This window comes from Bradyrhizobium sp. C-145, assembly GCF_023375135.1.
In the GTDB taxonomy this organism is placed as follows: Bacteria; Pseudomonadota; Alphaproteobacteria; order Rhizobiales; family Xanthobacteraceae; genus Bradyrhizobium; species Bradyrhizobium zhanjiangense.
In genome coordinates, this window is record NZ_CP088150.1 from 8,277,185 (window position 1) to 8,289,342 (window position 12,158).

The following is a 12,158-nucleotide window of genomic DNA, read 5'->3' on the forward strand; positions in this document are numbered from 1 at the left end:
TTTCGCCTCCAAACGCAAAGTGGCAGAGATGCATCTTCTCAAGGACGATTCCGCTGCTGATCGACTGAGCAATCCGGCACTGGCTGAGCGCGTGCGCGCGCAAGAATTTTCTGCCGAGCTTGCCCCAAGCATGGATCATCTCGACCAGCTGGAGGCGCAGAGCATCTACATCTTCCGCGAGGCCTTCGCACGGCTGAAGAAGATCGCCCTGCTGTGGTCGCTCGGCAAGGACTCCAACGTGATGATCTGGCTGGCGCGGAAAGCCTTCTTCGGCAAGATGCCGTTCCCGGCCCTTCATGTCGACACCGGCAAGAAGTTTTCGGAGATGTATCGCTTCCGCGATCATTACGGCAAAGAGTGGGACCTCGACTTGCGCGTCGAGCCCTGCCCGCCGATCGATGCCGTCGATCCGACATTGCCGCCGGCCGCGCGTTCCGCCGCGCGCAAGACCGAAGGTCTCAAGATGGCGCTCGCCAAGTACGGCTTTGACGGCCTGATCGCCGGCATTCGCCGCGATGAGGAGGCAACGCGCGCCAAGGAGCGCGTGTTCTCGCCGCGCGGACTGGAAGGCAATTGGGACGTGCGTGATCAGCCGCCGGAGTTCTGGGATCATTTCAATGCCTCGCCGCCGCAAGGCGCGCACTTGCGCATCCACCCGATCCTGCATTGGACCGAGGCCGACATCTGGGCCTACACCAAGCGCGAGAACATCCCGATCATCCCGCTGTATCTCGCCAAGGACGGCAAGCGCTATCGCTCGCTGGGCGATCAGGACATCACCAATCCGGTCGCTTCGACCGCCGTCAGCATCGACGAGATCCTGATCGAGCTCGAACAGACCAAGGTGCCGGAGCGCGCCGGGCGCGCGCTCGACCACGAGACCGAGGACGCTTTCGAGCGCCTGCGCGTCGCCGGCTATCTCTGATTCCCAAGGACGCGAGCGTCGCATGAACATGATCGTCACCACGGCTTCGCCGGCCACTCCGAACGGCACCACGCGTCCGCAAGTGCGCATCGTCATCGTCGGCCATGTCGACCACGGCAAGTCGACGCTGGTCGGCCGCCTCCTGCACGAGACCGGCAGCCTGCCCGACGGCAAGCTTGACATGCTGAAAGCCGTCAGCGCACGGCGCGGCATGCCGTTCGAATGGTCGTTCCTGCTCGACGCACTCCAGACCGAGCGCGACCAGGGCATCACCATCGACACCACGCAGATCCGCTTCCGCACCAATTCGCGCGACATCGTGCTGATCGATGCACCCGGCCACGCCGAATTCCTGCGCAACATGATCACCGGCGCCTCGCAGGCCGACGGCGCGGTGCTGATCATCGACGCGCTCGAAGGCGTGCGCGACCAGACAAGGCGTCATGGCTATCTCCTACATTTGCTCGGCGTGAAGCAGGTCGCGATCGTCGTCAACAAGATGGACCGGGTCGACTTCTCCGCCGATCGCTTCAAGGAGATCAGCGACGAGATTTCCGCGCATCTCAACGGCCTCGGCGTGAAGCCGACCGCAGTGATCCCGATCTCGGCGCGCGATGGCGACGGCGTCGCCGAGCGCACCGACCGGATCGGCTGGTACAAGGGCCCGACGGTTGTCGAGGCGCTCGACGCCCTCGAGCCGGCGCGGCCGCTGGAGACGCTGGCCCTGCGGCTGCCGGTGCAGGCGATCTACAAGTTCGACGACCGCCGCATCGTGGCGGGCCGGATCGAATCCGGCAGCCTCATCGCCGGCGACGAGATCGTGATTATGCCGGCCGGCAAGATCGCCAAGATCAAGACGGTCGAGAGCTGGCCGGTGACACCGGTCGCGGGCCGGCAGGGCGCCGGCCGCTCGGTCGGCATCACGCTCGACCGCGAATTGTTCATCGAGCGCGGCGACATCATCGCGCATGCCGGCACCGCACCGCGTGAGACGCGCCGTCTGCGCGCGCGCATCTTCTGGCTGCACGACAAGCCGCTCGCCAAGGGCGATCAGCTCCTGGTCCGCTGCGGGCCGAAGGAAAGCCGCGCCACCGTGGTGGCGATCGAGAAGGCGGTCGATCCCGGCGAGCTCGAAAGCAGTGAGAACAAGGCGATCGGCCGCAACCATGTCGGCGAGATCGACATTTCGCTTTCGAATCCGATCGCAACGGATCCCTACACCGAGAATCCGCGCACCGGACGTCTCGTGATCGAGGTGTCCGGGCGCATCGCCGGCGGCGGCCTGGTGCTGTCGGTCGATGCCGGCCAGCGCGCCGTGCCGGTCGATATCGTGCCGGTGGAATCGGCGCTGCGCCCTGACGAGCGCTCCGCGCGCTACCGCCATAACGGTGCCGTGGTCTGGCTCACGGGTCTGCCCGCCTCCGGCAAGTCGACCCTGGCCAAGGCGCTGGAGCGGCGGCTGTTCACCAATGGCGGCTCGCCGATCCTGCTCGACGGTGACACGCTGCGCGCCGGGCTCAACAGCGATCTCGGCTTCACCGCCACTGATCGCAGCGAGAACATCCGCCGCCTCGCGGAAGTCGCGACGCACCTCGCGCGCAACGGCCACATCGCGATCGTCGCCGCGGTCTCACCAGCGCGCGAGGACCGCGCCACCGCGCGCCGGATCGCCGACACCGCGTTCCGCGAAATCCATGTCGCGACGCCTGCGGGCGTGTGCGAGGAACGCGATCCCAAGGGCCACTACAAGAAGGCCCGCGCCGGCGCACTCACCTCGTTCACCGGCATCGGCAACGACTATGAGGCGCCGCAGGCCGCCGAGCTCGTGATCGATACGTCGGCACGGACCGTCGCCGATGCCGCCGACGAGATCGAGCGCATGCTGAAGACCACCGGCGTGCTGTTCGACGAAGTCGTGGACCTCGCCGCGAATATTTGAGGCACAGCTCCATTCCACGCCACACCAACGGTGTCGTCCCGGCGAAGGCCGGGACCCATACCGCGTGATCTATCGATCGGGCTCTACAGCAGTCCCGGATCACGAATCTTCGCCAAACTCCTCCCTGGGGTAATGGGTCCCGGCCCCCGGTGCGCAATTGCACACTAGGCCGGGACGACATCGGAGAGAGATAGCACCCGACGGCTATCGCAAGTCGCGGCCCGACCGGTCCCCCACCCTTCCTTGACATTTTGACAACCCCCTAGGGGTCTTCTCACGGCCTTGATTTTGGGGCTAATAGGCCTCCGAAAGCCGCCCTCTATGGGCGCATTTTGCTGCTGTCGGGTCAAAAGCAGCCAAAAGCAGCCATTTCCAACAAGAAAGCCCATCATGAAACGCGTCGATGCCCACGGATTGAAGATCGCTCCCGTCCTGTTCGATTTCATCGCCAAGGAAGCGGCCCCGAAAACGGGGATCGCGCCGGATGCGTTCTGGGCCGGGCTTGCCGCCATCATCAAGGAGCTGGGGCCAAAGAACCGGTCGTTGCTCGCTTTCCGCGACACGCTGCAGGCCAAGATCGACGATTGGCACCGCGCCAACAAGGGCAAGGCGTTCGACCTCAACGCCTATACCGCCTTCCTGAAGGAGATCGGCTATCTCGTCCCGGAGCCGGCGATGCAGAAGGTCGAGACGGCCAATGTCGACGAGGAGATCGGCAAGATCTGCGGCCCGCAGCTCGTCGTGCCGCTCACCAATGCGCGCTATGCGCTGAATGCGGCGAATGCGCGCTGGGGCTCGCTCTACGACGCCTTCTACGGCACCGACGCCATTCCGCATGATCCTTCCGAGAGCGGCAAGGGCTACAACAAGGCGCGCGGCGACAAGGTGATCGCCAAGGCCAAGGCATTCCTCGATACCGCCGTGCCGCTGGCGACCGGCAGCCACACCGACGTCACCGCGTACAGCGTCGTCGCGGGCCAGCTCGCGGTGAAGCTGAAGAGCGGCAACGCCACCGCGCTGAAGAACGCGGCGCAGTTCGCAGGCTTCCAGGGCGATGCGGCCGCGCCGTCCGCCGTGCTGCTCGTCAACAACGGCCTGCACATCGACGTCAAGATCGACCGCAGCAGCGCGATCGGTAAGGACGATCCGGCCGGCGTCGCCGACATGATCATGGAGGCCGCGGTCTCGACCATTCTGGATATGGAAGACTCCGTCGCCGCAGTCGATGCCGAGGACAAGGTGCTGGTCTACCGTAACACGCTCGGCCTGATGAACGGCACGCTGTCGGCCGATTTCGAGAAGGGCGGCAAGACGCTGACGCGCTCGCTGAACGCCGACCGCAGCTACAAGACGCCGGATGGCAAGAGCGAGCTCAAGCTGCACGGCCGCAGCCTGCTCCTGATGCGCAATTGCGGTCACCACATGTTCACCGACGCGGTGCTGGACGAGACCGGCGAGGAAATTCCGGAAGGCCTGCTCGATGCGGCCGTGTCGGGCCTGCTCGCCATTCACGACCTCAAGGGCAATTCCAAGGTCAAGAACAGCCGCACGGGATCTGCCTATATCGTCAAGCCGAAGATGCATGGCCCCGACGAGGTGTCGCTGACCTGCGAGATCTTCGACCGCGTCGAGAAGATGCTGGGCTTGCCCGAGAACACGCTCAAGGTCGGCATCATGGACGAGGAGCGGCGCACCACCGTCAACCTCAAGGCCTGCATCCAGCGCGCCTCCAAGCGCATCATGTTCATCAACACCGGCTTCCTCGACCGCACCGGCGACGAGATCCACACCTCGATGGAAGCAGGTCCGATGATCCGCAAGAACGAGATGAAGGCGCAGGCCTGGATCAAGGCCTATGAGGACTGGAACGTCGACATGGGCCTGATCGACGGCCTGCCCGGCCATGCCCAGATCGGCAAGGGCATGTGGGCCGCGCCCGACAAGATGGCGGACATGCTGGCGCAGAAGCTTAGCCATCCGCAGGCCGGCGCCACCACCGCCTGGGTGCCCTCGCCGACCGCCGCGACGCTGCACGCGCTGCACTACCACCAGGTCAACGTCATCGCGCGCCAAGAGGAGCTGACCAAGGGCGGACCGCGCGCAAAGCTCGCAGACATTCTCACCATCCCGGTGTCGAAGTCGAACTGGGCGCCTGACGACGTCAGGCAGGAGATCGACAACAATTGCCAGGGCATCCTCGGCTATGTCGTGCGCTGGATCGACCAGGGCGTCGGCTGCTCGAAGGTGCCCGACATCCACGATGTCGGTCTGATGGAAGACCGCGCTACTTTACGCATCTCCAGCCAGCATCTTGCCAACTGGCTGCACCAGGGCGTCATCACCGAAGCGCAGGTGATGGAATCGCTCAAGCGCATGGCCGTGGTCGTCGACAAACAGAACGCGGGCGATCCGATCTACAAGCCGATGGCGCCCGCCTTCGACGGCGTCGCCTTCAAGGCGGCCTGCGACCTCATCTTCAAGGGCCGCGAGCAGCCGAACGGCTACACCGAATACATCCTCACCGCCCGCCGCCGCGAGGCGAAGGCAGCGGGTTAAATAGCCTCAGTTCGAAGGGCGAAACGTCGCGGCGCGCAGCGGAACGGCTGCGCGCCGCTTGCGTTGTAGGCCATCAACGCGATGGAGATGGTCATGGACTGGAATCGCATCGAAGGAAACTGGAAGCAGTTCAAGGGCTCGGCCAAGGAGAAATGGGGCAAGCTCACTGACGACGACCTCCGATTGATCGAGGGACGTCGCGAGCAGCTCGAGGGCCGGCTCCAGGAACGTTACGGCAAGGCCAAGGACCAGGTTCGTCAGGACGTCGACGACTGGCTCAAGTCGCTGCATTGAGGCAGCACGAAAAAGCCCCGGCCCAGGCCGGGGCTTTTTGTTTGGATGGGTCCGCTAGAACACCGCAAGATATTTCAGGAGCGACACGATGCCGATGATGATGACGATCACGCGCGCGATCTGCTTGGCGCGGCCGTCCATCGGCAGCATGTTAATGAGATAAAGTACGAGAATAACGACGAGAAAGGTGACGAGTACGCCGACCAGCATCGCTAGGACCCCCCTTCAGGCAAATCGCTGCCTCGTCCTAACGCCTGTAAGGCGCGCGGGTTCCGCCTCTGCAACCCCTTGCAATTTCAGGTATTTGCCCGACGCAGCAAAGGTCCCCGTAATTTTACGGCAGCATCACTGTCTAAGTTTTTACCCTTTTGAGGCCAAATGCGCTTCAGGCGCCTGCCACCGGCCGGCGCCTTTGCTGCGCGCATCCCTTTGGTCGTTCGAAGTTCGTAGGGGGCTGCCGTTGGGGGCCACGAACTTCGAAACGCGTACCGGGGGATCCGATGCTCAACCGCCTGACCGTATCCACGTTGCTGAAAGCGGTGATCCTGTCCACCGCACTCGTCGTCGTAATCGGCTTCTCGATCAGCGCATGGAATTCGTGGATCCGGCTTCAGCAGGCCAACCGGATCGTCGCGGTAGCAGCGGCCTCCGCCGATGTGTTCAAGGCGATGGCGAACATCCGCTCCGACCGCTCGACCAGCAGCCGTCAGCTGATCTCCGATATCCAGATGGACAAGGAAATCGAGACATACATCCGCGGCATCCGCGACGAGCTGATGCCCGCCCTGGCACGTGCGATCGAGATTTTACCCTCGATCGACTTGCCTCTGGGTAGGACGGTGGTTGCCGATCTCGACCGGCTGAACAAGGCGCTGCTGGCGCAGCAGGCTGAGTTCTGGACTGAGGTCGCCAAGCCCAGGGCATCGCGTCGCGCGGCGCTTGTCAAAGAGTATCTCGAGAGCGAGGACGGGCTGATGGCCATCCTCGAAAAGCTGTCGCCCGTGCTAGCCGCGAGCGTCAATCATCAGGACGCAATGATCGATCAACTGCTGATGATCAAGCAGATGGCCTGGCTGTTGCGCGTCAACGCGGGTGAATCCTCGCTGATCGTCGGCAACGCGCTCAACAGCGGCAAGATCTCGCCCGAGGTCCAGCTCGCTTTCACCAAATGGATCGGCGGCACCGAGACGGCCTGGAGCGCGACCGAGCTCGCCGCATCGGGCATGCAATTGCCGCCGGCGCTGGCTGCGGCCATGGCGGAAACCAAATCGTTCTATTTCGACCCGCAATATCTCGCCACCCGCGACGGCATCATCGCCGCAATCGCCAAGGGCGAGAAGGCGTCGATGACTGCCAATCAGTGGAGCCCCTACTCGGTCGGCCGGATGGCGAGCGCGATCAAACTCGCCGATACCGCGCTTGGCGTCGCCAGGGACCATTCCACCAGCCAGCGCGCGCAGGCGCTGCAATCGCTGCTGACCCAGCTTGTGCTGCTGATTGCCGCGATTCTGTTCACGGGCGTGGCCATGCTGGCGGTCAGCCGCCGCGTGATCACGCCGCTGCACCGGATCCGCGACGCGATGCTCAAGGTCGCCGGCGGCGACCTCACCGTCGATCCCGGCTATCTCGACCGCCAGGACGAGATCGGCTCGCTTGCCGGCGCGCTCGAAACCTTCAAGCAGCAGGCGATCGACAAGCTCAAGATCGAGGCGCAGGAGCGCGAACGTAACGCCGGCGCCGCCGCACGTCAGCGTGCGATGGAGGCCTATGTCGGCGAGTTCGAGGGCGTGGTGCGCAAATCGCTGGGCGAGTTGAGCGAGGCGTCCGGCGAGATGCGCAAGACCTCGGGCGATCTGTCGGCGGTATCGCGCCAGACCAATGAACGCGTCGAGGTCGCCGGCAAGGCCTCGAACGATGCCTCTACGAGTGTGGAGAGCGTCGCGGCAGCGGCCGAGGAGCTCTCCGCTTCAATCAATGACATCAGCCAGCAGGCCGCACATGCCGCAGGCATCGCCAGTCGCGCCGTCAACCAAGCGCGCGAAACCGACAGCACGGTGCAAGGGCTGGCGCAGTCGGCGGGGCGCATCGGCGAGGTGGTCGGGCTGATCAACACCATCGCGGCGCAGACCAATTTGCTCGCGCTCAATGCCACGATCGAGGCCGCCCGTGCCGGCGAAGCGGGGCGCGGATTTGCCGTGGTGGCGTCCGAGGTGAAGTCACTGGCGAGCCAGACCGCGAAGGCAACGGAGGAAATCTCCGAGCAGGTCGCCGACATCCAGAAGGTCGCGGGCGATGCCATCAATGCGATCCAGGCCATCGGCGGCATCATCGGCGAAGTGAACGAGGTCGCCACCGCCATCGCCGCCGCCGTGCAGGAACAGGGTGCGGCGACCCAGGAGATCACCCGCAGCACGCAATATGCGGCGCAGGGCACCAAGAACGTCTCGGACAACATCACTGGCGTGAAGGCCGATGCCGACACCGCGGCCGGTGCCGCCGAGAACGTCAAGCAGGCCTCCGAGACGCTCGAGACGCAGAGCCGCCAACTCGGTCAGCAGGTCAGCGATTTCCTGGGCAAGATCCGGGCGGCGTAGGGCACGCTGGCGCTACACCCTCGCCGTCGTCCTGGCGAAAGCCAGGACGACGTGGAGAGAGCTCCCCTACTCCTTCGCCACCACCGGCACCTGACGGAATCTGGCGCGGACGGATTCCGGCAGCGGCGAGAAATTCATCGCGACGCCGCGGCGGTCGTTTGCGTTGCGAGTTGCGACCACGAGGCCGCCAGCGCCCGCGACGATGTCGCCCTTGCGCAAGGTGGGATCGTCCTCGACCTTGACCTGGGCGAGCCCGACCGGATCCTTGCCGTTGCAGGTGCAGCCCGCGACGATCTCGTTGCGATAGCGGAAGGCGTTCGGCAGATCGGAATAGGACTTTCCGTTCTCCGTCGTGGCGTCGTCGATGTTGCTGCCATAGACCAGCGAGGTTTCGGACGCCGGGCAGAAGCTCTTGCAGGACTGCGCCTTGCTTTCGGCATCCGTTCCTTGCGCCGGAAAATAGCGGCCATCGCATCCGCGCACGCAATAGGCGGCGCCGCCACCATAGGCGGCTCGCTGGCGCGGCATGTCGTAGCGCGGCATGTCATCGTTTGGGAACGGCGTCCGGATCTGGGGAGGCCGTGCGCCGAACGCGCCGAACAGCGCCGAGAAGAAATCCTCCGCATGCGCCGACGGCGTCAACGCGAGGCCGAGGGCGGTGACGGTGAACAAGGCCGCCGCACCACCGACCAGTTTACCGAATGAACGTCTTTCCATGTAGCCTCACTCAACTCTCAGTTCACCGACGACGCCGAGATGTTCAGCGCCTGGTGGCCCGAGGGCAGCGTCGTCATGGCCGGGTGCTTGCGCACGGAATCGCCTCCCTTGTCGCTTCCCTTGGCCATCAGCGGCGCGTTCTTTGGCAGCACCACGACCTTCGTCCCGACATTGACGCGGCCGAACAGGTCGATGACGTCCTCATTGGTCAAGCGGATGCAGCCGGACGAGACGAACTTGCCGATGGTGCTGGGATCGTTGGTGCCGTGGATGCGGTATTCGCTCGAGCCGAGATACATCGCACGGGCACCGAGCGGGTTACCCGGACCGCCCGCCACGAAGCGCGGCAGATAGGGTTGGCGCGCGATCATTTTGGCCGGCGGATGCCAGTCCGGCCACTCGGCCTTGCGGCTGATGCTCTGAACGCCCGCCCAGGTAAAGCCCTCGCGGCCGACACCAACGCCATAGCGGATCGCGCGTCCCTGGCCGAGCACGTAGTAGAGATAGGTGTTGTTGGTATCGATGACGATGGTGCCGGCCGGCTCGCTCCTGTCGAAGCTGACGATCTGCCTGCGCAGCCGATCGGGCAGCCGGGCGTCCTCGTCTGCGGCTTGCGGTGCCTCGCTTCCATAAGCCTGTGAATAGCCCTGGTCCTGCGGATACGACTGCGACTGCATCGGCGCAAAGCCGAGGGTTTGCGCACGCGCGCCGCCAAAGGGCATGGTGAGCAGTGCGCTTGCGAAGGCAAACGCAGTGACGGCGCGCGGTGAGAAGCGGCGGACGAGAGAGAACCTTGTCATGAACTGCCCCGTTGGATGTGTGCATCTGGGTGATGCTGTCGCCAACAAACGCGACCGGGCCGACTCAGGTTCCGCCGAACTCTGCGGCAGCGACGTCACAGTCAAGCGAGCGCGTCTTCACGAAGCCGCGACGGAACCCTTGCTCAGCCAGCACGTTGTCGGATCGTCGATGGGCGCGCGGATCGCGAGTTGCGCGTGCGGGAGAGATATTGTGCGCGTCCTTCCCAGCGAACGTCTGATTCCCGGCAACAGCGACGGTGAACCGCTTCCCGACAGCCATAGTGAGCTGCCACCGGTCATCCGCCGCACCGAGTTCGTCGCTTTCGCACTCGCAGGCCTCCTGCTGATTGCGGTCGTCACCGTGCTCTATGTCGGAAAAGCGTTCTTCCTGCCCGTGGTGATGGCCTTCGTCATCGGCACCATGCTGTCGCCGGCGGCGAGCTTCCTCGAGCGATGCAAGGTGCCGCGCGCGCTCGGTGCCGTCCTGATCGTTATCGCGGGGACGGCAGTGGTCGCGTTCGCGGTCGCGCTGATCGCCTCGCCTGTGATGGAATGGAGCACGCACCTGCCGGAGCTCGGCGCGCAACTGAAGGACAAGCTGCACGTGTTCGACCGACCATTGGCGCTGTGGCGCGAGCTGCAAGCCATGGTCGGCGGCTCGGAGGAATTCCCCAGCTTCCAGTTGCCGAAGATCGAGTGGGTGCAGCCGACGCTGGAATTTCTGTCGCCGACCTTTACTGAATTTCTGCTGTTCTTCGTCACCCTCATTCTGTTCATCGCAAGCTGGCGCGACCTGCGGCGGGCGATGATCATGAACTTCAGCAATCACGACGCGCGGCTGCGTACACTGCGTATTCTCAACGAGATCGAGGTCCATCTTGGCAACTACCTCCTGACCGTCACCGTCATCAATGTCGGTGTCGGCGTCGCCACCGGCCTCATCTGCGCGCTCACTGGCATGCCCAATCCGGCCGGCCTGGGCGCACTTGCGGCAACGCTCAACTTCATTCCGATCATCGGGCCGATCGCGATGTTCGCCGTACTGGTCATGGTGGGGCTGGTCGCCTTCCCGACCATCAGCGGCGCGCTGATGGCGGCGCTCGCCTTCGGTGGCCTCACCTTCCTGGAAGGGCACTTCATCACCCCGACCATCATCGGCCGGCGCTTGGCGCTGAATGCGCTTGCGGTGCTGCTTGCGCTCGCGTTCTGGACCTGGATGTGGGGCCCGATGGGCGCGTTCCTGGCGTCGCCGTTCCTGATCGTCGGCCTGATCCTCAAGGAGCATCTGTTGCCGGCGGATTCGCCGCAGTTGCCGCAGGCCTGAGCGGTTTCCGTGAACGGAACTTCCCCGACCACGAAACGTTCTCCGGCTATCTCAGCCGTCAACAGTTTGGAGCTCCCGATGTCCACGACCAATGCCGAAGCCGGGATGAAGGACTGGACCGACAAAGCCACCAGGGAACGCCTCGAGAAGGATGTAGCAGCCGTGAAAAGCGATATCGCCGCCCTCACCGAACAGATCACCGACGCGCTCAATACCTTCGCAAATTCCACCAGCAGGCAGGCTCGCCGCGGCTATCGCCAGGCGCGCGAGAACATGGATTCCGCGATGGACGACATGTCCGACCGCGGCAGCGCGATGATGGAGGCTGCGCAAGACGCCTACGGTTCGATCGAGGAGACGCTGGAAGAGGCCATCACGCAGCGGCCGCTCGCAACCGTCGGGCTCGCCCTCGGCATCGGCTTCCTGATCGGCGCCGCCTGGCGGCGGTAAGGGTTTGCGGAACGGATCTCGAGACGGCGGCGCTGCCGCGCCCGTTGCCGGCGTGTGGCGGTTCGGCTTGTGGGGGATTTGAGGAGCAAGGCCATGTTTCAGCGCATCATCGACGGGATCAGTGCATCCACCGGCACCACTGTGCGACTGACCTCGCTGGCCGCAGGCACGGCATTCGCGCTCTTCATCACCACGTGCTTCCTCTGCGCCGCGGCCTTCATTTCGGTCCTGGAGAAATATGGCCCGGTTCAGGCCTGCCTCGCGGGGGCCGGCATCTTCTTCCTGCTGACGCTCACCGCTGCCGGCAGCTATTGGGGCTACAAGCGCGAGGTGCAGAAGCGCGCCCAGATCGCGGCCGAGCGCGCCGCGAAGTCGATGGCACAGAGCATGCTTGCGGACCCTATGCTGCTCGCTACGGGACTTCAGATCGTGCGTGCCATCGGTGTGAAGCGGCTGTTGCCGATCCTCGCGATCGGTGGGGTCGCACTCGGAATCATGGCGAGCCGTGCTGGCGCAGCAGACGAGGCGTCGGCCGAACCTGCCGAATAATGGTCAGAGC

At 64.5% G+C, this 12,158-nt stretch carries 11 protein-coding genes; 8 read left to right on the forward strand and 3 right to left on the reverse strand.

Features of this window, described 5'->3' with window-relative positions:
* The first annotated feature begins 130 nt into the window (after positions 1 to 130).
* The 4 genes from cysD to LRP30_RS38965 all read left to right on the forward strand — a co-directional run bounded on the left by cysD (position 131) and on the right by LRP30_RS38965 (position 5,714).
* A complete protein-coding gene (gene cysD / locus LRP30_RS38950; protein ID WP_091882044.1) occupies positions 131 to 925 on the forward strand; it encodes a sulfate adenylyltransferase subunit CysD in 795 nt (264 codons plus the stop codon).
* Between the two features lie 22 nt (positions 926 to 947).
* Positions 948 to 2,864: an adenylyl-sulfate kinase gene (cysC, locus tag LRP30_RS38955; protein ID WP_249758232.1), complete on the forward strand. Its 1,917-nt coding sequence runs from the start codon at positions 948 to 950 to the stop codon at positions 2,862 to 2,864.
* 390 nt (positions 2,865 to 3,254) lie between these two features.
* Positions 3,255 to 5,420 carry a malate synthase G gene (locus LRP30_RS38960; protein ID WP_249758233.1) on the forward strand — a complete coding sequence of 722 codons (2,166 nt, stop codon included), beginning with the start codon at positions 3,255 to 3,257 and terminating at the stop codon, positions 5,418 to 5,420.
* 93 nt (positions 5,421 to 5,513) lie between these two features.
* Positions 5,514 to 5,714, forward strand: coding sequence for a CsbD family protein (locus tag LRP30_RS38965; RefSeq protein WP_164934719.1), 201 nt, complete (start codon positions 5,514 to 5,516; stop codon positions 5,712 to 5,714).
* A 54-nt stretch (positions 5,715 to 5,768) separates the two neighbouring features.
* On the opposite strand, the gene LRP30_RS38970 is transcribed toward LRP30_RS38965, so the two are convergent.
* Entirely contained in the window at positions 5,769 to 5,924 is a 156-nt protein-coding gene (locus LRP30_RS38970; RefSeq protein ID WP_008546817.1) for a Thivi_2564 family membrane protein, read from the reverse strand.
* A 290-nt stretch (positions 5,925 to 6,214) separates the two neighbouring features.
* Between LRP30_RS38970 and LRP30_RS38975 the strand changes: the two genes are divergently transcribed.
* Positions 6,215 to 8,308, forward strand: coding sequence for a HAMP domain-containing methyl-accepting chemotaxis protein (locus tag LRP30_RS38975; RefSeq protein WP_249758234.1), 2,094 nt, complete (start codon positions 6,215 to 6,217; stop codon positions 8,306 to 8,308).
* Between the two features lie 66 nt (positions 8,309 to 8,374).
* Here the strand turns inward: LRP30_RS38975 and LRP30_RS38980 are convergent, their stop codons facing one another.
* Positions 8,375 to 9,025 (reverse strand): DUF2865 domain-containing protein, encoded by a 651-nt coding sequence (locus LRP30_RS38980; protein WP_249758235.1) that lies wholly within the window; start codon positions 9,023 to 9,025, stop codon positions 8,375 to 8,377.
* Between the two features lie 17 nt (positions 9,026 to 9,042).
* Positions 9,043 to 9,825: a L,D-transpeptidase gene (locus tag LRP30_RS38985; protein WP_249758236.1), complete on the reverse strand. Its 783-nt coding sequence runs from the start codon at positions 9,823 to 9,825 to the stop codon at positions 9,043 to 9,045.
* 211 nt (positions 9,826 to 10,036) lie between these two features.
* On the opposite strand from LRP30_RS38985, the gene LRP30_RS38990 reads away from it, so the two are divergent.
* The 3 genes from LRP30_RS38990 (at position 10,037) to LRP30_RS39000 (ending at position 12,148) form a co-directional block, all read left to right on the forward strand.
* Positions 10,037 to 11,149 (forward strand): AI-2E family transporter, encoded by a 1,113-nt coding sequence (locus LRP30_RS38990; RefSeq protein WP_164940002.1) that lies wholly within the window; start codon positions 10,037 to 10,039, stop codon positions 11,147 to 11,149.
* Positions 11,150 to 11,227: 78 nt separating this feature from the next.
* The gene (locus tag LRP30_RS38995) at positions 11,228 to 11,599 is read left to right on the forward strand and encodes a DUF883 family protein (protein ID WP_091882036.1); all 372 of its coding nucleotides are present in this window, start codon (positions 11,228 to 11,230) and stop codon (positions 11,597 to 11,599) included.
* A gap of 93 nt (positions 11,600 to 11,692) precedes the next feature.
* A complete protein-coding gene (locus tag LRP30_RS39000; RefSeq protein ID WP_249758237.1) occupies positions 11,693 to 12,148 on the forward strand; it encodes a hypothetical protein in 456 nt (151 codons plus the stop codon).
* Positions 12,149 to 12,158 lie beyond the last annotated feature (10 nt).